19 protein-coding genes and 4 tRNA genes are annotated in these 21079 nt (G+C 28.4%); 16 read left to right on the plus strand and 7 right to left on the minus strand.

What is annotated here, in order from left to right; all coding sequences use genetic code 11:
* Positions 1–48: 48 nt before the first annotated feature.
* From VC03_RS04885 to hpt, 6 genes are all read right to left on the minus strand, one after another.
* Positions 49–822 (minus strand): Nif3-like dinuclear metal center hexameric protein, encoded by a 774-nt coding sequence (locus tag VC03_RS04885; protein ID WP_046328925.1) that lies wholly within the window; start codon positions 820–822, stop codon positions 49–51.
* Positions 819–1676 carry a hypothetical protein gene (locus VC03_RS04890; RefSeq protein WP_046328926.1) on the minus strand — a complete coding sequence of 286 codons (858 nt, stop codon included), beginning with the start codon at positions 1674–1676 and terminating at the stop codon, positions 819–821. The genes VC03_RS04885 and VC03_RS04890 overlap by 4 nt, the downstream gene beginning before the upstream one ends.
* On the minus strand, positions 1673–2125 hold the full coding sequence (locus VC03_RS04895) for a DUF2207 domain-containing protein (RefSeq protein ID WP_046328927.1): 453 nt from the start codon (positions 2123–2125) through the stop codon (positions 1673–1675). Before VC03_RS04895 ends, VC03_RS04890 begins: the two co-directional genes overlap by 4 nt.
* The gene (purB, locus tag VC03_RS04900; RefSeq protein WP_046328928.1) at positions 2122–3552 is read right to left on the minus strand and encodes an adenylosuccinate lyase; all 1431 of its coding nucleotides are present in this window, start codon (positions 3550–3552) and stop codon (positions 2122–2124) included. Before purB ends, VC03_RS04895 begins: the two co-directional genes overlap by 4 nt.
* Before the next feature lie 2 nt (positions 3553–3554).
* Positions 3555–4835 (minus strand): adenylosuccinate synthase, encoded by a 1281-nt coding sequence (locus VC03_RS04905; RefSeq protein WP_046328929.1) that lies wholly within the window; start codon positions 4833–4835, stop codon positions 3555–3557.
* 222 nt (positions 4836–5057) lie between these two features.
* The gene (gene hpt / locus VC03_RS04910; RefSeq protein WP_046328930.1) at positions 5058–5588 is read right to left on the minus strand and encodes a hypoxanthine phosphoribosyltransferase; all 531 of its coding nucleotides are present in this window, start codon (positions 5586–5588) and stop codon (positions 5058–5060) included.
* Between the two features lie 146 nt (positions 5589–5734).
* On the opposite strand from hpt, the gene VC03_RS04915 reads away from it, so the two are divergent.
* The 4 genes from VC03_RS04915 to VC03_RS04930 all read left to right on the plus strand — a co-directional run bounded on the left by VC03_RS04915 (position 5735) and on the right by VC03_RS04930 (position 7113).
* Positions 5735–5810, plus strand: a tRNA-Val gene (locus VC03_RS04915).
* Positions 5811–5815: 5 nt separating this feature from the next.
* A tRNA-Asp gene (locus VC03_RS04920) sits at positions 5816–5892 on the plus strand.
* Between the two features lie 3 nt (positions 5893–5895).
* Positions 5896–5971 (plus strand) — tRNA-Phe (locus VC03_RS04925).
* Positions 5972–6030: 59 nt separating this feature from the next.
* On the plus strand, positions 6031–7113 hold the full coding sequence (locus VC03_RS04930) for an MGDG synthase family glycosyltransferase (protein ID WP_046328931.1): 1083 nt from the start codon (positions 6031–6033) through the stop codon (positions 7111–7113).
* 26 nt (positions 7114–7139) lie between these two features.
* Here the strand turns inward: VC03_RS04930 and VC03_RS04935 are convergent, their stop codons facing one another.
* Complete coding sequence (locus tag VC03_RS04935; protein ID WP_046328932.1) at positions 7140–7961, minus strand: hypothetical protein; 822 nt, start codon at positions 7959–7961, stop codon at positions 7140–7142.
* Between the two features lie 122 nt (positions 7962–8083).
* Here VC03_RS04935 and VC03_RS04940 point away from each other — a divergent pair, with 122 nt between their 5' ends.
* From VC03_RS04940 to aspS, 12 genes are all read left to right on the plus strand, one after another.
* Positions 8084–8791, plus strand: a complete 708-nt coding sequence (locus VC03_RS04940) for a queuosine precursor transporter (protein WP_046328933.1) — start codon at positions 8084–8086, stop codon at positions 8789–8791.
* 3 nt (positions 8792–8794) lie between these two features.
* Positions 8795–9559, plus strand: coding sequence for an exodeoxyribonuclease III (locus VC03_RS04945; protein WP_046328934.1), 765 nt, complete (start codon positions 8795–8797; stop codon positions 9557–9559).
* A 33-nt stretch (positions 9560–9592) separates the two neighbouring features.
* Positions 9593–9676, plus strand: a tRNA-Leu gene (locus VC03_RS04950).
* 22 nt (positions 9677–9698) lie between these two features.
* The gene (locus VC03_RS04955; RefSeq protein ID WP_046328935.1) at positions 9699–10493 is read left to right on the plus strand and encodes a hypothetical protein; all 795 of its coding nucleotides are present in this window, start codon (positions 9699–9701) and stop codon (positions 10491–10493) included.
* Positions 10493–11188 carry a tRNA (guanosine(46)-N7)-methyltransferase TrmB gene (gene trmB, locus VC03_RS04960; protein WP_052727710.1) on the plus strand — a complete coding sequence of 232 codons (696 nt, stop codon included), beginning with the start codon at positions 10493–10495 and terminating at the stop codon, positions 11186–11188. The genes VC03_RS04955 and trmB overlap by 1 nt, the downstream gene beginning before the upstream one ends.
* A gap of 8 nt (positions 11189–11196) precedes the next feature.
* Positions 11197–12819 carry a uracil-DNA glycosylase gene (locus VC03_RS04965; RefSeq protein WP_046328936.1) on the plus strand — a complete coding sequence of 541 codons (1623 nt, stop codon included), beginning with the start codon at positions 11197–11199 and terminating at the stop codon, positions 12817–12819.
* Positions 12816–14276, plus strand: a complete 1461-nt coding sequence (gene guaB, locus VC03_RS04970; protein WP_046328937.1) for an IMP dehydrogenase — start codon at positions 12816–12818, stop codon at positions 14274–14276. The genes VC03_RS04965 and guaB overlap by 4 nt, the downstream gene beginning before the upstream one ends.
* Positions 14276–16258: an NAD-dependent DNA ligase LigA gene (gene ligA / locus VC03_RS04975; protein WP_046328938.1), complete on the plus strand. Its 1983-nt coding sequence runs from the start codon at positions 14276–14278 to the stop codon at positions 16256–16258. The genes guaB and ligA overlap by 1 nt, the downstream gene beginning before the upstream one ends.
* Before the next feature lie 22 nt (positions 16259–16280).
* On the plus strand, positions 16281–17285 hold the full coding sequence (asnA, locus tag VC03_RS04980; RefSeq protein WP_046328939.1) for an aspartate--ammonia ligase: 1005 nt from the start codon (positions 16281–16283) through the stop codon (positions 17283–17285).
* Positions 17285–17956, plus strand: coding sequence for a dTMP kinase (locus VC03_RS04985; RefSeq protein WP_046329313.1), 672 nt, complete (start codon positions 17285–17287; stop codon positions 17954–17956). The genes asnA and VC03_RS04985 overlap by 1 nt, the downstream gene beginning before the upstream one ends.
* A complete protein-coding gene (hisS, locus tag VC03_RS04990) occupies positions 17953–19179 on the plus strand; it encodes a histidine--tRNA ligase (protein WP_046328940.1) in 1227 nt (408 codons plus the stop codon). Before VC03_RS04985 ends, hisS begins: the two co-directional genes overlap by 4 nt.
* A 1-nt stretch (position 19180) precedes the next feature.
* Positions 19181–20908: an aspartate--tRNA ligase gene (gene aspS / locus VC03_RS04995; RefSeq protein WP_046328941.1), complete on the plus strand. Its 1728-nt coding sequence runs from the start codon at positions 19181–19183 to the stop codon at positions 20906–20908.
* The last annotated feature ends 171 nt before the right edge of the window (positions 20909–21079 follow it).

Raw genomic sequence — 21079 nt, forward strand, 5'->3', positions numbered from 1 at the left:
TTTTTATAAAAAAATGATGGAATTTTATCTTCCATCATTAATATATTATTAATAAATATAGACTGGATTGTTGTGAAACTCAACAATTTGTACATTTGTAATTTCTTTTAAATAGTTTGATAATAGGTCTACTGCATGAACTTCACTTTCAAGATGCCCAAAGTCTATTATACTAACACCTTGTTCTAATGCATCTTGTGCTTCATGATATTTAACATCTGCTGTAATGAATAAGTCTACCTTATCTTTTACCTCATTAAAAAAGTCCATACCTGATCCTGTTACAAGAGCAAAACTCTTTATATCTTTTTTTGTATAATACTCATCATATATTACTCTAAGTTGAGAAATATTTAACTTTTCTTTCACAACTTTCACCATTTCTTCAATAGTCATCTTTTTAGTTAGATCAAAATATCGAAGTGGTCTATTTTTAGTTTCATCCTCATACATTCTTTTTGCATCTAAATCTAGTAATTTAAACACATAGTCATTTAATCCACCTGTTGCAGAATCAAGGTTAGTATGCATAGCATATACAGCTATATCATTTTTTAAAAGACGCATAATTCTTGAGCCTATCATATCATCTTTTGTAATTTTCTTTAAAGATTTAAATATTAATGGGTGATGTGATATTATTACATCAACTCTTTCTTGTATAGCCTTATCAATAGCTTTAGAGTTAACTTCTAGGGCTATTAAGACCTTTTTTACATCTTTATCTTTGTCGCCTAATAGTAGACCAACATTATCCCAAGATTCGCAAATATTTTCTGGAAATTTTTCATTCAACTTATCTATCAATTCAGTTAATTTCACGCTTCCTCCGTTTCACTAACCTTTTTTAATATATCATTTAGCATTTCATCATACTTTTTATCCTCTATTTTCAATGCTTTGCATATATCATCTTTAGTATTCTTTTTATCTTCTAAATTTAAATACTTAATCAAAAGATTTTCTTCAAAATAGTTGAACATGAATATTTGTCTATTACTATTAAATTCATCAGTAACTTTTTCTGTATATGAGTATACATCGCCTAAATCCTCTATTTCTATACCTCTATACATTTGATCTAGATTTTCAAAGTATTCTTTCTTTAGGCCCATACCTTTCAATACACTATTTAATTCTTCATTCTTTTCTAGTCTATCTCTAACTTTTAAGTAGACTAGTATTGATATCTTAGTAGAAAATTCTTCATTTTCCTTCTTTATTTGTAGCATAAGTTGCTTAATAGCACAGTAAACATCAAAAATTTCACTTATCTTTTTTTCATCATACTTCTTAGATAATTTAGGATAGAAATTTTTTAAAAATTGTAAGGTTATTAAATTTGTTTCATTTATTAATTCAATCAATGAAAAGTGTGCCTTAATATTTTTAATAGCTTGTATTACACCTCTATCTATTAAGTTACTAAATACCTTATCCTTTATTCCTTCCTTATTTTCACCTTTTCGTATACTTTCTAGGTAAAACTTAGTTGTATCACTAATTTCTGATGTAGCATCTTTTTTATCATATGATTCTCTAACTTGTGCTATGTTATTATCAACAATATACGTAGAAAGAAGTAAAGCCTTAATATCATCTAAAATTAAAGTCTTTAACTCTAAATTTAAATCTATACTCTTACTTTTTTCTATTTTTTTCAATAATTCATTCATTTTTTCAAGCCCTCAACAAATTTTTCAACATCTTTTTCTACATATTTCTTATACTCTTCTTTGGTCTTTTTTTCTAAGCTCTTTTTAAATGCAACGCTTCTAACTATGCAGAATAAGCTTGCAAACCCTATTATACACATTAAAAGAATATTAGAATTAGGTTTAAAGCCAAAAGCGACTATGCATGTAATTATTAACATATATACAGCAAAAAAGATTACTTCTCTAAAGAATATTCTTTGTGCTCTTTTTACGTATTGTTTATAGCTTTCTTTTACTACTTTATTTAATTCATCTTGGTCATATTCTTTTAAAACTTCTTTGTAGTCTTCCTTCTTGTCTTCTATATACTCCCTTATTTTGTCAAAAACATATTCAGCTTGTACCAAATTATCTGAACTTTCTTTTAAGATATCTAATAATTTACGTATATTTTCTTTAACTGTCATAGAGTCACTTCCTCGTCTTCTATATCTAGATATTCTTTATTCTTTTCTAAAATTTTTCTAACCTTTTCTAGATACTCTTTTGTTTGTTCAACAGAAAATCCTATATATTTACTAGGTATTAATATATTATCTAATTCTTCCTTAGTTAATTTTAATCTACCATCAGAAACTATTCTATCTATTAAGTGATTATCATTTCCATGAATTTTAATACTCTTAACTTCTTCCATAGATAATTCTCTAATTATTTCATGTACTTCTTGTCTATCCATACCTTTTTTTACAGCATCCATTATTATATTCTCTGTTGCCATAAATGGCAATTCTCTAATTACATTCTTTTTTATCATTTCTTCATAAACTACAACACCATTTAATATGTCTTCTATTATCACCAATATTGCATCTACTGCTAAAAAGCTTTGTGGATATGAAAGTCTCTTGTTTGCTGAATCATCTAAAGTTCTTTCAAACCATTGTGTCATATGTACTAAATGTCCATTTAATTCTTGGCTTATTACAAACTTAGCTAATGAAGATACTCTCTCACATCTCATAGGATTTCTCTTGTACGCCATAGCTGAAGACCCTATTTGATTTTTACCAAAAGGTTCTTCTATTTCTTTTTCATGTTGCAACATTCTAAAATCATTAGTAAATTTATGTGCAGAACTTGCAAGTGATGCTAGTGTTTGTAATATATATGTATCTTGTTTTCTATCATATGTTTGTCCACTTACTTCTTGTTTTTTACTAAATCCCATTTTTTGAGTAACTAATTCATCAAGTTTTTTGAATTTTTCATAGTCATCTCCAAATAGTTCTTTAAAACTAGCACCAGTCCCTGTAGTACCTTTTACACCTCTAAATTCCAAGTTTTCTATTCTTCTATCAATTTCATCTAGGTCATACATAAATGACTTTAACCACAGTGTAGCTCTTTTACCCACTGTACTTAACTGTGCTGCTTGATAGTGTGTGTATGATAAGCAAGGTAAATCCTTATACTTATCAGAAAACTTAACTAAATTTTGTATTACAGCTAGTAATCTCTTTTTTATCAATATTAGTGCTTGTCTTATTTGTATCAAATCTGTATTATCACCAACATATGCACTTGTAACTCCTAGGTGTATTATCCCTCTAGCTTTTGGGCACACATCTCCAAATGTGTATACATGAGCCATGACATCATGACGTAATTTTTTCTCATATTCTCTAGCCACATCAAAGTCAATATTTGAGATATTATCTTTCATTTCTTTTAATTGTTCATCTGTAATATTTGATAAACCTAATTGCTTTTGTGATTCTGCTAATGTATACCACAATTTTCTCCAAGTTGTAAATTTATTATCACTAGAAAATATATACTGCATTTTCTTACTTGCATATCTAGTACATAATGGATTTTCATATCTATTCATACTTAAAACTCACTTCTATATATATTTTGTGTTCTTTCAGGCCCTACTGATACTAATGATACCTTAACACCTAAATGATTTTCTATAAACTCAATATATTTTCTACAATTTTCAGGTAATTCACTATATTCTTTGATATTAGTAATATCTTCAGTCCATCCTTTAAATGTCTTGTATATTACTTTAAATTTCTTAGATTGTCTTAAACTACTAGGATAACTGTCGTATACCTTACCATCTATTTCATAACCTACGGCAACTTTAATTTCTTCTAATCCTGTTAGTACATCTATTTTTGTTAATACTATATCAGTTAAACCATTTATCATAGTTGCATATTTACCCATAACAAGATCTAACCAACCACATCTTCTTGGTCTACCTGTTGTAGCTCCGTATTCATATCCTTTTTTTCTAATTAATTCTCCTAAATCATCTAATAGTTCAGTAGGATATACACCTTCACCTACTCTTGTTGTGTATGCTTTCATTACACCTAATATTCTATCTATTTTCTTAGGACCTACACCAGTACCTGTACATACTCCACCTGCTGTTGGTGATGAAGCTGTTACATATGGATATGTTCCAAAGTCTATATCCAACATTAAGGCTTGTGCACCTTCAAATAGAACTCTTTCACCTTTTTCTATTGCGTTATTTAATACGCTAACACAGTCAACAACCCTATTAGAAATCTTTTCTGCTAGCTTCATATATTCATTATACATTGTATCAAAATCAAAAGTTTCTTTACCGTATCTTGTTAAAATATCATTCTTTTCTTTTAAGTTCCATAAAAGTTTGTCTTTAAATCTATCTTTATCTAAAAGATCTCCTATTCTTATACCATTTCTTGCAATTTTATCGTTATAGCAAGGACCTATACCTCTTTGTGTAGTCCCAATCTTGTTTTCCCCTAAAGCTTCTTCTTTAGCTTTATCAATTGCAATATGATAAGGGAATATTATATGTGCTCTTTCATCGATGTATAAATTAGATAAGTCATATCCTCTTTTTTCTAATTCTTCCATTTCTTCTAGTAAGACCTTAATATCTACTACTACTCCAGCACCTATAATGCACTTACCTTTTGAACTAATTATACCTGATGGTAATAGGTGTAGTACAAACTTATCCTTTCCTACTACTACAGTATGTCCTGCATTATTCCCACCTTGAAATCTAACAACATAATCTGCTGTTGGTGCTAAAACGTCAATAATCTTACCTTTACCTTCGTCACCAAATTGTGTTCCAACTACTACAAATGTTTTATCCATTATTCTTCCTCCTGTACAACTCCAAAATTTAGCCCTTTTATATTATTTAATTTGCTCTATTTTTCCATACATATATTACACTATTATTCATAAAAAAGTAAATAGTTTGTGTATAAAAAATAGTTACTAGGCAAGTAACTATTTATACTGTTTTTTTTATTCTTGAAACGAATTCCCTTTACAACAATTTTATATCATATTTTAAATTATTGTTCAACTAACTTATTCTTTATCTTGCACAACTTCTCCTAAATAAGGTAATGTTCTATATTGTTGTGCATAATCTATACCATATCCTACAATAAATACGTCTGGTATTGTAAATCCTACATAATCTACCTTAACATCATGTATTCTTCTTGAAGGTTTGTCTAATAGGGTACAAATTTTAAGGGTTTTGGGATTTCTTTGTAATAGAAATTCCTTTATTTTGTATAATGTTGTACCTGTGTCTATTATGTCTTCTATAATCAATACATTTTTACCACAAATATCTTCATCTAGATCTTTTTTTATGTTAATATTTCCACTAGTATTCATTTCATTACCATAGCTAGAAACGCACATAAAATCTATACGACATTTACTTGTAATTTTTCTTGAAATGTCAGCTAAAAATAGGGCTGATCCTCTTAATAACGCTACTAAAATTACTTCTTCATCTTTGAAGTCTTCTGAAATTTGTTTTCCTAATTCTTCAATTCTTTTTGCGATCTTTTCTTCGCTTATCAGTTCTTCAATATGATGTTTCAAATTAATCCCTCCATAATAATTGTTTCGTAAAAATGCTTTTTACTTTTTATTTTACCACTTATATGATTTTTTCGCAAATTATTCCCCACAAAATATTTTTTTGTTGACAATAGTTTTTTTTTATTGTACACTATGCTAGTAAGTGTGGTCGCATAGCTCAGTTGGGAGAGCACCTGCCTTACAAGCAGGGGGTCATTGGTTCGAGCCCAATTGTGACCACCATACGTGGAGGTGTAGCTCAGTTGGTTAGAGTGCTTGCCTGTCACGCAAGATGTCGCGAGTTCAAGTCTCGTCACTTCCGCCATTTGCCCAGATAGCTCAGTCGGTAGAGCAAGGGACTGAAAATCCCTGTGTCCGTGGTTCGATTCCGCGTTTGGGCACCATAACTCTTTAAATACTTTGAGCTATAGTTTAAAGTATTTTTTTAAATTCAGGAGATTTTATGAAGTATTTAATTTTAACCGCTGCAACAGGTGGTGGTCATATTCAAGCTGCTAACAACTTGAAAAAAGAAATAGAAAAAGATGGAGATACTTGTATTGTTTATGGGCTTTTTTCAAAATCTAAATTTAAGATTGTTGAAAAAGGTTATGATTTCTTATTAAATTCTAACCTACTAAAAACATATAGCCTATTATACAAAATATCTGACATTGACTTTATTAATCAATTCATTTTAAAGAATACCTTTATACACTACGAATTGAATCTAAAAAAAGTTTTGGAACAAGAAAAACCAGATGTAATAATCTCAACACACCCATTTGGTGTTCCGATTTATTCACAATTAAAAACACTATTTCATTTTAAAATACCATACATACAGATAATTACAGACTTTAAAGCTCACTCTACTTATATAGATAAAAAAGTAGATGCGTATATCACTGGTAGTGATTATACAAAAGAAACTTTAATTAACAAAGGTATTGATAAGGATAAAATATTTGTATTTGGTATACCTGTAAAAGAAGAATTTAGAAATACTACTTCTAAAAAAGATGATAATAGCTTTAATATATTAATTATGGGTGGATCTTTAGGTCTTAAAAAAATGGAAAATGTTGTTGATACATTGATGCATTCTAATTTGGATATAACATTAGATGTGGTTTGTGGTAAAAATATTAAATTGCAAAAAAGAATAACTAAGATTTTAACTAAGGATATTATCGAAGGAAAAGCTAATGTATATGGCTTTACTGATAAGGTTAGTGAAATTATGGATAGATCTAAATTGATTATTACAAAGCCTGGTGGTCTAACTTCTAGTGAAGCGATTAATAAGCATATACCTATGCTGATACCATTTTACATACCTGGTCAAGAAGAAGAAAATACAAGCTTCCTTGTTGAATCAAATATGGCACTAGAAATACGTAATATTAACTATATACCTGAATATGTTAAATTTTTAAAGGATAATAAGGAATATTATGAAAAGATGGTAGATAATATGAAAAAATTATCTAAATGCTATTCGGTTAGTAAGATTATTGAACTTGCAAAGAGTTTAAAAAAATAGCTAGTAGAATTAACTACTAGCTTTTTTTATGCTAACATAATGAATAAATTAAATGTCTTTAGTATTGAATAAAAGTCAACAACTGCTTCTTTATTTCCTTCTATTAAATCTACAAAAATATCTCTTATCTTATCTGTAAAATCTTTTACTGTCTTGATATCAGAAGCTTTTATTACATTCTTTTTAACGTTATTACCCTTTAAATATTTGAAGATATAGTCACATTGTTCTTTTGATAATTCTATTTCTTCTATATTCATACAATAAAAATCAAATGCAACCTTAGTTAAAACCTTATCGCTTTCTGTAACTGTTAAGACTTCTGTAAATTCTCCTCTTTTTCCAAATTCTCTATTAATTAAATTTAAATTTCTAATACATGCGTCTACTAGTCTTACTAAACCATCTATACAGTATGCATGTATATTTATCTTACCACGATTTTCTTTTCTAATATTAGATATTTTTTCTAAGACTTTATCAACCTTATTTTTAGTTAATAAGTCTAATACTTCTTTTTCTTCTTTAGTATCAGCCTTTATATCTTCTAACTTTCTTGTATTTTGTAAAAATTGAATTACACTACTGTCAAATTCTAAATAAAATCTTCCCTTTACTTCTTTGACTTCCTTTTTAGAATTTAGCTTACTTTCTATCTTAGAATCAATATATTCAGCTAATTTTCCTTCTTTATTTCTAATATCTTCACAAAATACTTTTAAGTCTTCTAAAGTCTTTATATTATTAATCTTTTCTTCATATTTTTTGTTAATATTGTTCTTATTGATAAAGTTGATTATACCTTTTTTTGTCATAGGATGTAACTTATTTTTCAAATTATCTGACATAGCTTATTCTCCTTTTTTTAGTTAAGTAAATTATATATAATTTAATATTCATAGTCAAGCATAGTTTGTGTTTTAAAATATTTTATGTTATTATTTAATAAATATTTTTAAAAGGAGATTTTATGGGAAGAAACGAACTTATTTGGTTTTGCTATTTAGTAGTTAATTACGGTTTTATACTGTACGCTTACAAAAAATGGGGTAAAATTGGACTTATGTTATTTATACCTCTTTCTATCATTGTAGCTAATATACAAGTCAATAAATTTATATGTCTATTCGGGATAGATGCTACTATGGGAAACATTGCTTATGGGGGTATATTCTTAGTTGCTGATATTTTATCTGAAAATTATGGTAAAAAATATGCAAAACATATTGTTAGTATGGGATTTTTAACAATGATATTTATGACAGTTATAATGAACATAGCTTTAAAAATATCACCTACACCTATTGATACATTACAACCACACTTAGAAGCTTTATTCACACCATTGTATCGTTTAACTTTCGCATCTCTTGTGGCATATGGTGCATCAAGCCTTATAGACGTATACTCATATCAAGCGATAAGAAAGGTTTTCCCAAGCTTTGGATCTATATGGATAAGAAACAATCTTAGTACCATATTCAGTCAAATTATTGATAGTGTAGTATTTACGGTTATAGCGTTTATAGGGGTAGTAGATACTAAGACTCTGCTTTCTTTCATCTTTACAACTTATGCACTTAAATTTATTGTAGCACTTTGTGATACACCTTTTGTGTATATAGCTGCACACTGGAAGAAAACTGGTAAAATTAAGGAATTAATAGAAAGCGAGTAATATATGTTAAAACTTTTTTCATGGAATGTTAATGGTTTTAGGGCTGTATTAAAAAAAGGATTTATGGATTTTTTCAATGAAGTAAATCCTAGTATTATAGCCTTACAGGAAATTAAGTTATCTAGTGGTCAAATAGACTTTTCTATACCAGGATATACACTGTATTGGAACTATGCAGAAAAAAAAGGATATTCTGGAACAGCAATTTTTACAAAAAAAGAAGCACTTAACGTTCAATATGGTATAGGTATAGAAGAACATGACAAAGAAGGTAGGGTAATATCTCTTGAATACGACGACTTCTTCTTTGTAACCGTCTATACACCTAACTCTAAAGATGGACTTTTAAGACTAGACTACAGAATGGAATGGGAAGATGCCTTTCTTAACTTCCTGAATGAATTAAAGAAAAAAAAGCCAGTAATTGTTTGTGGAGATTTAAATGTTGCACATAATGAAATTGACTTGAAAAACCCAAAAACAAACACAAAAAACGCTGGATTTACTATACAAGAAAGAAATAAATTTAGTAATTTAATAGATAACGGGTACGTTGACACATTTAGATACCTATACCCTACTATGGAAAATATGTATACTTGGTGGTCATATAGACAAAATTCAAGAGCTAAGAATACCGGTTGGAGAATAGACTACTTCGTTGTTTCAGATAACTTAAAAGACAAAGTTGAAGATTCTATAATTCATTCAGATGTTTTAGGTTCAGACCATTGCCCTATACAATTAAATATAAACTTGACATTTTAGGCTAAATTTAATAAAATAGGGTGTCATTTAGGTGCCTGGGTGGCGAAATGGTAGACGCATCAGACTCAAAATCTGACGGAGAAATCCATAAGGGTTCAAGTCCCTTCCTAGGTACCATTTTTATATATTAGGAGGAATTATGTTAACACTTGAGATGACTAGTGATGAATTAAAAGCTGTAGAGTATAACGAAGAAGCTATAAAAAATATTCTAGTTTCAAGAGCGATATATAACGAAAGCTACAATTATGAATTTAACGAAAAGGAAGCTGAAGAAATTAAATATCTTGAAAAAAATGAAATAATACGTTTATACATGCACAAAACTGTAGAACCTAGAGTTATTGTCACAGAAAACTCTATTATAGACAGATATAACAAGGATAAGGCATATTTTGATAATCAAAACATACCTTTTACAAAGGCTCATGAAATAATTAAGAGTCAATTAAATGCTGAAGTAAACTATGGTCTTGAACAAGATTTAGTTACTAATTTAGTTCATAATATGGCTGATACTGTAACTTTAAAAAAGGAAGATATTATCTTTTCTAAGGGAGATCCTGAATTAATTAAAACTATGGTTCTTTTTGAACTACTAACAATAGAAGCTAATAAAATAGACTTCTTCAATAAGTATGCAAAAGATATAGATATACTTAAAAAAGAAGTTAGAATTAAATACTACGTTAACCACATCTGTTCTAAAGATATTAAAATAACTGAAGAACAAGTAAGTAAGTTCTATGTAGATCACACAAATGATTTTTCAGGTGTAGATATACAAGTTGCATACAACAACATTGCATCATACTTATTCCAACAAGAAATGGATAAAAGAACTAACGAATACATACTAAGTATTTCAGAAAAATATCATTTAGATGAAGAAGTTAAAAAATACAAAAAAGATGACAAGGATGTAGTTAACTAATGATAGAATACAAAGGAAAAGAACTTTGGACATACTTTTTTAATAAACCTAAAAACCACTACAATCAATATATGTTTGAGATGATTAACTATGAATCTTTCCTATATTTTGATGAAGAAGAAATTTTATCTTTCAAAAAGAATTGGTCTAAAGTATTTAATAATACCAACCCCATATTTTTAGAAATAGGTTCTGGTAGTGGTAATTTTCTAATAGAATTAGCTAGTAAAAACCCTTTATGTAACTATATTGGTGATGAATTAAGACTTAAACGTTTAGTTTATGCTAGTAGAAAAGCAAAAAATCATAGTCTTAATAATGTTAAATTTATTAGAATTGATGCAAATAAACTAGATAAATTCTTAGATAATGGTGAATTATCTGGTGTATATATTAATTTCCCTGATCCATGGGAAAATGAAGAACATAAAAGAATACTATCAAATGATCTTTTGGAAAAACTATACCCAATATTAAAAGAAAATGGTAAAATATTTTTCAAAACTGATCATACTGATTATTACAACTCTGTTTTAAAACTTATTAGTAAGAATGAAAAGTATAAGTTGGTGTTTAATACAGATGACTTACACTCTACCGAACTAAGACATGATAATATTAAAACAGAATTCGAACATTTGTTTATAAACAAGATAAAAACAACTATTAAATACATAGAAATTATTAAGTGTTAGGATAATATATGAAACTCATATTAAAGCAATATATAACTCCTAGTTTAAAAACTAGGGATTTTGAAATTAATCCTCTTACAAATACACTTATTACAGTTGGTGATAAACTTACTTTCTATAATAAAGAATATAAGGAGATTAAAAGTTTTAAAAGAAAAATAAATAACAGTGATAATATACGATATATTAAAGAGGAAAATCAATTATTTGCTTCCTCTACTTTTTATATCACAACATCAAAAAATGAAGTATATAAATGCGATAGTTCTACTAAAAAAATAATAGATTGCATTTTTAAACCTACTAATACAATTTTATCTATTGCAGTTAGTCCTTTAGGTAAGATTGTATATATAGACTCTAGTTCATCAAATTTATGCCTTATTGATACATTAAATAAGACTAAAAAGGAACTAGAACTTGATGATATATATAGCAATAATTATTCTGTATATATCTATAACGAAAATGTAATACTAAAAAGCAGAAAAACTGATGAAAACTCTAATAATATCCGTATATTTACAGCCGATTTAGAAGAAATTAGTAATATCTCTTCTAAGGATAATAATATATTTATAAAACTTGTAGGTATTAATCTACTTATGACAAAATTGGACGGATATGTAGAAATATGGGATGCATCTACAAGTGAGATTTATGATTACAGCCATATTTCAGAGTATAAGATAACATATCTTGAAAACGATGATGAGTGGTTCTATTTTGGAAACTCTATGGGTGAGATTATAGTCACTAATGATAGATTCAAAGTAGTTAGTAAAATAAAGGTATTTAAAAGTGAAATAAAAAAACTCCTATACATCGAGGAAGATACACTTTATGCACTTAGCGAAGATGGAGAAATTGCTATTATCCTAATAGTTGATGATGATAATACTTCTGTTGTAGGTAAATTTATGAAAATGTACAATATTCATCATGACTATACAGAGTTTTTCACAACAGAAAAGGTTTCTATTATCGAAAATTTCTTAAAAAAATTAAATATGAATAAGAAAAGCTATTCTCCACATGATAATAATATCTTCAAGGCATTAGAAACTAGTATCATGGATAAAAAAGTTTGTATACTAGGTAAAGAACCTTACCCACAACCTAATCTTTCAACAGGGCTAGCCTTTGAGATTAAGACAAAATCATGGGGAACAAAATTAGTAAATAAATCTCTTAAAAATATACTAAGATTACTTTACTATTCATATACTAAAGAATTAAAAGATGTTAATGAAATTTTAGCAGATATAGAAACAGGTAAATTTAAAATTTTACCACCCGATAAACTATTTAAATCATGGGTTGATCAAGGTGTGCTTTTACTTAATACAGCACTAACAGTAGAAGTCGGACTACCTAGTTCACACCATAAATTCTGGGATGATATATGTAAGGACTTAATTAAATATATTTCTATAAAAAATCCTAATATAACATACCTATTATGGGGAAAAGATAGTCAACAATTTGAAAAATACATATTATCTGGTAAAAAGATTATGCACAATCACCCATCAAATAACATTAATTTAGAAAATCCTAATGACTTTCTAAATGGTAAATCGTTTGTTAGTACCATGAGTACAATAAACTGGTTAGGAGGAGAAAATTGAGTAAAATTATAGCCGAAGGATTAACATTTGATGATGTATTACTAATACCACAAGCATCTAGTGTAATCCCTAGTGAAGTAAGTTTAAAAACTAATCTAACAAAAGATATCGTACTAAATGTTCCTATACTAAGTGCTGCGATGGATACAGTTACTGAATCAAGACTAGCAATTAGTCTTGCAAGAGTTGGGGGTATAGGTTTTATACACAAAAATATGACTATAGAACGTCAAGCAGAAGAAGTTCATAGAGTTAAACGTTCTGAAAGTGGTATGATAACAAATCCTATTACATTAAATGTAAATTCAGTACTTCAAGATGCTGTTGATTTAATGAGAAAATACAAGGTATCTGGATTACCTGTAATAAACGATAAAAATGAACTTTTAGGTATCATTACAAATAGAGATATTAAATATAGAGAAGATTTAACTCCAAAAGTTACTGATGTAATGACTAAAGATAACCTAATTACTGCTAATACAGATATTACATTTGAAGAAGCAAAACATATCTTGCTTGAAAATAGAATAGAAAAATTACCTATAGTAGAAGGTAAAATATTAAAAGGTTTAATTACTATAAAAGACATAGATAATATTGTAAACTACCCTAATGCTTGTAAAGATAAAAAAGGTAGATTAAGAGTAGGTGCTGCTGTTGGTATAGGTACTGATACTCTAAGAAGAGTAGAAGCTTTAGTTGAAGCTGGTGTTGATATAATTACAGTAGACTCTGCACATGGACATTCTAAAGGTGTCATAGAAAAAATTAAAGAAATTAGAAAAGCTTTCCCTAACCTACCTCTAATTGGTGGTAATATTGTAACAAAAGAAGCTGCAAAAGACTTAATAGATGCTGGTTGTGATGCTGTAAAAGTTGGTATAGGACCTGGATCAATTTGTACAACTCGTGTTGTTGCAGGTGTTGGTATGCCACAATTAAGTGCTGTTATGGAAGTTAGTGAATACTGTAATTCTAAAGGCATAGGAGTAATAGCTGATGGAGGTATAAAGTTATCTGGAGATATAGTTAAGGCTTTAGCTGCTGGTGCTGATTGTGTAATGCTTGGTGGCTTATTAGCTGGTACAAAAGAATCACCTGGTGAAGAAATCTTATACAACGGTAGAAGTTACAAGAGTTATGTTGGTATGGGATCTCTTATTGCAATGAAAAGAGGAAGTAAAGATAGATACTTCCAATTAGAAGCTGCAACAGATAAATTAGTCCCAGAAGGTATTGAATCTATGGTTCCAACTAAAGGTAGTATAAAGGATACAGTATTTCAATTATGTGGTGGACTACGTGCTGGTATGGGATACTGTGGTACAAAGACTATCGCTGAATTAAAAGTTAATGGTAAGTTTGTTAAAATTACTAATGCTGGACTTAAAGAATCACATCCTCACGATGTAATTATAACAAAGGAAGCACCTAATTATTCTGGAGCAAAATAATGCTAGATAGATATTTAAAATTAAAAGAATTAGTAGAAAAATATTCATATTACTATTATGAAAAAAGTGAAACACTAATCTCTGATGAAGAATTCGATAAGCTTTTAAAAGAACTTGAAGATATTGAAAAACTACATCCTGAGTACAAAAATCAAAAGTCACCCACTCAAGTTGTTGGTGGTTTTGTTAATACAAAATTTACTAAAGTTAGACATAATAAACCTATGCTAAGTCTTGCTAATACATATAGTATAGAAGATATTAAAGACTTCGATACTAGGGTTAGAAAAATATTAAATAGACCTGTTATCTATGTATTAGAGTTAAAATTGGATGGAATTAGTATAGATTTACAGTACAAAAAAGGAAAACTTGTACTAGCCTTAACTCGTGGAGATGGTATTTTTGGTGAAGATGTTACAGATAATGTTTATCAAATACAAAATATACCTAAAATTTTAAAAAAAGATATAGACATTGAAGTTAGAGGTGAAATAATCTTACCTATTTCTGAATTCAACAGAATCAATAGAGATAGAGAAGCTAATGGTGAACAAGTATTTTCTAATCCAAGAAATGCAGCTAGTGGTACTATACGTCAATTAGATTCAAGTATAGTTGCAAGTAGAAAACTTTCTTGCTTCCTATACTATGTAATAAATACACAAGATTTTAACATTACTACTCACCTTGAAAGTATCAATCTTTTAAAAGAACTAGGTTTTGAAACTGCCAATGTTTTTGAAACATATACTGATTTTTCAAGTATGAAAAAAGCTATAGACGAATGGGACATAAAAAGAAAAAAATTAGACTTTGAAACTGATGGACTTGTTCTAAAAGTTAATGACTTATCTACATATGATATGCTTGGTTATACTGCTAAAAGTCCTAAATGGGCAATAGCGTATAAGTTTAAACCAGATCAACTATATACCAAAATTTTATCAGTTGACTATCAAGTAGGTAGAACTGGTGTAATAACCCCAGTAGCTAATTTTAAGCCTATTAATCTTTCTGGATCTATTGTTAAAAGGGCCTCAATGCATAATTTTGATGAAGTAGAAAAAAAGGATATTAGAATTCATGACACTGTCTTGGTTGAAAAAGCTGCTGAAATAATACCACAAGTTGTTAATGTTGATTTTTCAAAAAGAACAGGTTTAGAAGAAAAGATTATAGAACCTAAATTTTGTCCCGCTTGTAATGAAAAACTATATAAATCTGATAAATTAGTTGCTATTAAATGTATTAACCCCTTCTGCCCTGAAAGAATTATGCGATCTATTGAATATTTCACTTCAAGAGACTGTATGAATATCAAGGGATTGGGTGAAAAAATAGTAAAAAAATTAATTGATATTGGTTTAATTACTAATATATTGGATATATACAACCTACATAATTTTAAAAATGAATTAATTACCTTTGATAAGATGGGACAAAAGAATGTAGATAATTTAATAGGTAATATTGAAAAATCTAAATCTAATTCTTTTAGTACTGTACTTTATTCTTTAGGTATACCCTATGTAGGTAAAACTACAAGTAACCTAATTTGTGATAATATTACAGATATTGATAAACTAATTAATGCTAGCTTTGATGACTTAGTTAGTATAAAGGGTATAGGTGATAAGGTTGCAACTTCTATCATCGAATACTTTAAAGAAAAAAATAATATACGCCTTATTAAAGGCTTGCAAGAAATAGGCTTTGTACTTGAAACAAAACAAAAAGAAAAAAAATACAATAAATACATTAGTGGAAAAACATTTCTTGCAACTGGTACACTTAAAGAATTTACAAGAGATGAAATAAAGGATATAATCATAACTAACGGTGGTAAATACTTATCTAGTGTATCAAAAAATTTAAATTACTTAATTGTTGGTGATAAAGCTGGTTCTAAGTTAGAAAAAGCAAAGAAATTAAATATTGCCATACTAACAGAACAAGACTTATTAGATATGATAAAATAAAACAAAATAAAAGGAGACACTTATGGCAAACACAATTATACCTAAAGGATATAAATCAAAACATACTATACTTGAAACAGAAATATTAATTAAATTAATTAAAGACTTCTTTCAAGTAGAACTTGCAAAAGAATTAAAATTAACAAGACTTTCTGCACCACTTTTCGTTAGAAAAGAATCTGGATTCAATGACACTTTAAATGGTGTTGAAAGACCAGTTAGCTTTGATATGTTAGAAGAACCAGGAAGACAAATAGAAATAGTTCACTCTCTTGCAAAATGGAAGAGATTTGCATTAAAAAGATATGGTGTACAAACTGGTTATGGAATTTATACAGATATGAATGCTATTAGACGTGATGAAGAATTAGATAATCTACACTCTATTTACGTTGACCAATGGGACTGGGAAGCAATAATAACTAAAGAAGATAGAAATATTGACTTCTTAAAAACTATGGTTAAAAAAATATACAGTGTATTTTTAAGAACTGAAGATATGTTATCTAAAAAAATACCTGATTACAAAAAATTCTTAAGTAAGGATATCTTCTTCTTAACTTCACAAGAATTATTAGATATGTATCCTAATCTTAGTCCAAAAGAAAGAGAAAAAGAAATAGCTAAAAAATATGGTGCTGTTTTCATTATGAAAATAGGAGATCTTTTATCTAATGGACAAAAACATGACGGACGTGCTCCTGACTATGATGACTGGAAATTAAATGGAGATATTATTGTATATAACGAAGTTTTAGATATACCATATGAATTATCTTCTATGGGTATTAGAGTTGATAAAAAAGCTTTATTAGAACAATTAGAAAAAGCTAATGTAAAAGAACAATCAAACTTCCATAAAATGCTATTAAATGACGAATTACCATTAACTATAGGTGGTGGAATAGGTCAATCAAGAATTTGTATGTTATTCTTAAAAACTGCCCATATAGGTGAAGTTCAAGCATCTCTTTGGACAAAAGATATTGAAGAAGCTTGTGAAAAAGCAGGTATCAATCTATTATGATAGGAAAATTAATTGTTATAGAAGGTACTGATGGTAGTGGTAAACAAACACAATCTAATCTTTTGTATGAGAATTTATCAAATTTAGGGTATAAGGTTAAAAAAATTACTTTCCCTAATTATGAAAGTAATGCTTGTTATCCTGTTAAAATGTACTTAAATGGTGAATTTGGTAATAACGATGATGTAAATGTTTTTGCATCATCTACCTTCTATGCTGTTGATAGATATGCTTCATTTAAGACTACATGGGAAAAGCTATATAACGAAGGGTATATAATAATAGCAGATAGATATACTATTTCTAATATTATACACCAAGGTAATCGTATAACAGATGAAAAAGAATTTATGGAATACAATAAGTGGATAATAGATCTTGAATGGAATAAATTTAACCTTCCTACTCCAGACTTAATAATTCTATTGGATATGCCTTATACATATTCAAATCTTCTTATAAAAAATAGAAAAAATAAGATAAATGGAAGTATGAAAAAAGATATATTAGAAGCTGATGAAAAACAAAAAAAGCGTGCATATGATGTTACAAAAAAAATTGCTAAAATGTACGATATGAAAATCATTAATTGTACAATAAATGATAGTATAAAAGATATAGAAGATATTCAAAATGAAATACTAAAATTTGTAAAGGAGATTATTAAATGATACAAATTTTAAAAGGTATGAAAGATATACACTATGATAATATGGATAAGTTTTCTTTTGTAACTAAGACAGCTGATGAAGTATTTACAAGATATGGTTACTCAAGAATAATTACACCCATATTAGAAGAACTAGACCTATTTAAAAGATCTGTAGGTGATGAAACAGATGTAGTTTCTAAAGAAATGTATGTATTCAAAGATAAAGGTGATAGAAATGTTGCACTAAGACCTGAGGGTACTGCTGGTGCTGTAAGAGCATTTTTAGAAGCTAAATTATACAACATACAACCAGTTACAAAATGGTACTATTACGGAAGTATGTACAGATATGAAGCTCCTCAAAAAGGAAGATATAGAGAATTTAATCAAACTGGTGTTGAATGCTTTGGAATTAGAAATCCCCTACTTGATGCAAGCCTAATATCTATGGCTTTAGAATTTTTAGATAAGCTAGGTATTAAAAATTTAACTCTTGAAATTAATAGTTTAGGGAATAAGGAATCTAGAGTTAAATATATTAAAGCTCTACAAGAATACTTAATTAAAAACTATGATAAATTATCAGAAATATCTAAAGTTAGATGCTATAAAAATCCATTAAGAGTTTTAGATTCTAAAGATGATGATGAAATTGTTAGTAATGCACCTAGCTTATACGACTACTTTGATGATGAAAGTACCAAGTACTTTAAAGATGTTTTACACTACCTAGATAAATTTAATATTAAATATGTGGTTAATAACAAGCTTGTACGTGGTTTGGACTATTATAGCGATACTGTATTTGAAATTAAATCAAACGCATTAGGTTCTCAATCAACTGTATTAGGTGGTGGTAGATATGACAAGCTAATTGAAAACTTAGCGAATAAGTCTATACCTGCTATTGGTTTTGCTGCTGGTATAGAAAGAATCTTACTATTACTAGATGAAACCCTACTACCTAAAAAGAAAGAAAAAATCTTTATAGCCTACTTTGAAGAAACTAAAGATTACTTGTTTGATGTCTTAAATGAATTAAAAGACTGTGATGCAGAAATTAATTATGAATATACTATTAAAAACTTTAGTTCTCAAATGAAAAAGGCTAATAAGTTAAATGCTTCTCGTGTTTTAATACTAGGTGAAGATGAATACAAGAATAATAGTGTATCAATTAAGGACTTTGAAACTGGTTTACAAAAGACTGTAAAATTAAATGAATTGAAAGGAGAACTATAATATGTATAGAACAAATAAGCTAAATGAATTAAGAATAGCTGATTGTGGTAAAACTGTTACTCTTTCAGGTTGGGTATCTACTATACGTAATCTTGGATCATTTGCATTTATTGATTTACGTGATAGATATGGAATTACACAAATTTTAGTTAAAGATGACCTTACCGACTTAGTTAAAGATATTAAAAATGAATATGTCTTAAAAGTAACTGGTTTAGTACAAGAAAGATCTTCTAAAAATCCTAAATTAGATACTGGAGATATTGAAGTATTAGCTAATAGTATAGAAATTTTAAGTAAGTCTAAGGCCTTACCGTTTGAAATTAATGATGAAGAAGTTGCAAATGAAAGTTTAAGACTAAAATACAGATATCTTGATTTAAGAAAACCTAGAATGTTAAATAATATTATTAAAAGAAATACTATGCTATTCTCAATGAGAGAATTTCTAAACCAAAATGGCTTTCTAGATATTGACACACCAGTACTAGCTAAAGCTACACCAGAAGGTGCTCGTGACTTTATAGTCCCTAGTAGAATTCAAAAAGGAAGTTTTTATGCTCTTCCTCAATCACCTCAATTATTCAAACAAACTCTTATGATTGCTGGTCTTGATAAATACTATCAACTAGCTAAATGTTTTAGAGATGAAGACTTAAGAGCTGATAGACAACCTGAATTTACACAATTGGATATAGAAATGTCATTTGTTGAACAAGAAGATATAATAAATATGGCTGAAAAATTAGCTAAAAAAGTATTTCATGATGTAACTGGTAAGACTATTGACTATACTTTCCCTCGTATAGAATACAATGATGCTATGGAATTTTATGGATCAGACAAACCAGATACAAGATTTGAAATGAAGTTAATAGATATTAAAGACTGTGTTCAAAACAAAGGATTTAGTATCTTTGATAATGCTGAATATATAAAGGCTATTGTAGTTAATAAGCTACTATCTAGAAAAAATGTTAAAGACTATGAAGACTTTGTTAAGACATATTATCACGCAAAGGGTCTAGCCTTCGTTAAAAAAGAAAATAATGAATTAAGTTCACCAATATTAAAATTCTTTGAAAAAGAAACAATTGATAAGTTAGAATCTGTACTTCATTTAGAAAATAATGAAACAGCTCTAATAATCTCAGACACAAAAGAAATAGTTTTATCTAGTCTTGGTGCTCTACGTCTTAAGATTGCTGATGAACTTAACTTAATTGATAAAGATAAATTTAACTTCTTATGGGTTGTTGACTTCCCTATGTTTGAATATAGCGAAGAAGAACAAAGATATAAGGCATGTCACCATCCATTTACTATGTTGAAAAAGGAAGATATTCCTCTATTAGAAAAGAATGACTTAAAATATATTAAGTCTGACACTTATGACATAGTACTTAATGGATATGAAATTGGTGGTGGAGGTATTAGAATACATGATTCTAATCTTCAATCATTAGTATTCGATAGATTACTAATTGATAAAGAACAACAAGTAGATAAATTTGGTTTCCTACTTGAAGCACTAAAATACGGAGTTCCACCTCATGGGGGACTAGCATTCGGTATTGATCGTTGGTTGATGGTTATGCTAAATCAAAATTCTATTAAAGAAGTTATACCATTCCCTAAGACAAATAAAGGACAAGATCTATTAACTGATGCTCCTAGTGATGTTGACGAAAAGCAATTAGAAAAGGACTTACAGTTAAAAAAATTATAGACAATATTATGTTTAACTGATATAATAAATTATAAAACTAGAGTTTAGAGTACTAACAAATTTTTGGGCTTTACTCAAATTTACTGGGGGTGTCCCTAGATTACGTGCCTCAGGTTAATCACGAATGACTTAGAGCTTAAACGGATTCTGTACACGTTTTCTAAATACCTG

Origin of the sequence: Sneathia vaginalis (assembly GCF_000973085.1) — a bacterium.
Classification (GTDB): Bacteria; Fusobacteriota; Fusobacteriia; order Fusobacteriales; family Leptotrichiaceae; genus Sneathia; species Sneathia vaginalis.

Coding starts and splice junctions, on each gene's coding strand:
- hisS (WP_046328940.1), top strand. CDS start 17,953: ATGATACAAATTTTAAAAGGTATGAAAGATATACACTATGATAATATG.
- VC03_RS04965 (WP_046328936.1), top strand. CDS start 11,197: ATGAAACTCATATTAAAGCAATATATAACTCCTAGTTTAAAAACTAGG.
- VC03_RS04935 (WP_046328932.1), bottom strand. CDS start 7,961: ATGTCAGATAATTTGAAAAATAAGTTACATCCTATGACAAAAAAAGGT.
- VC03_RS04890 (WP_046328926.1), bottom strand. CDS start 1,676: ATGAATGAATTATTGAAAAAAATAGAAAAAAGTAAGAGTATAGATTTA.
- VC03_RS04905 (WP_046328929.1), bottom strand. CDS start 4,835: ATGGATAAAACATTTGTAGTAGTTGGAACACAATTTGGTGACGAAGGT.
- purB (WP_046328928.1), bottom strand. CDS start 3,552: ATGAATAGATATGAAAATCCATTATGTACTAGATATGCAAGTAAGAAA.
- aspS (WP_046328941.1), top strand. CDS start 19,181: ATGTATAGAACAAATAAGCTAAATGAATTAAGAATAGCTGATTGTGGT.
- ligA (WP_046328938.1), top strand. CDS start 14,276: ATGCTAGATAGATATTTAAAATTAAAAGAATTAGTAGAAAAATATTCA.
- VC03_RS04895 (WP_046328927.1), bottom strand. CDS start 2,125: ATGACAGTTAAAGAAAATATACGTAAATTATTAGATATCTTAAAAGAA.
- VC03_RS04955 (WP_046328935.1), top strand. CDS start 9,699: ATGTTAACACTTGAGATGACTAGTGATGAATTAAAAGCTGTAGAGTAT.
- asnA (WP_046328939.1), top strand. CDS start 16,281: ATGGCAAACACAATTATACCTAAAGGATATAAATCAAAACATACTATA.
- trmB (WP_052727710.1), top strand. CDS start 10,493: ATGATAGAATACAAAGGAAAAGAACTTTGGACATACTTTTTTAATAAA.
- VC03_RS04940 (WP_046328933.1), top strand. CDS start 8,084: ATGGGAAGAAACGAACTTATTTGGTTTTGCTATTTAGTAGTTAATTAC.
- VC03_RS04930 (WP_046328931.1), top strand. CDS start 6,031: ATGAAGTATTTAATTTTAACCGCTGCAACAGGTGGTGGTCATATTCAA.
- VC03_RS04945 (WP_046328934.1), top strand. CDS start 8,795: ATGTTAAAACTTTTTTCATGGAATGTTAATGGTTTTAGGGCTGTATTA.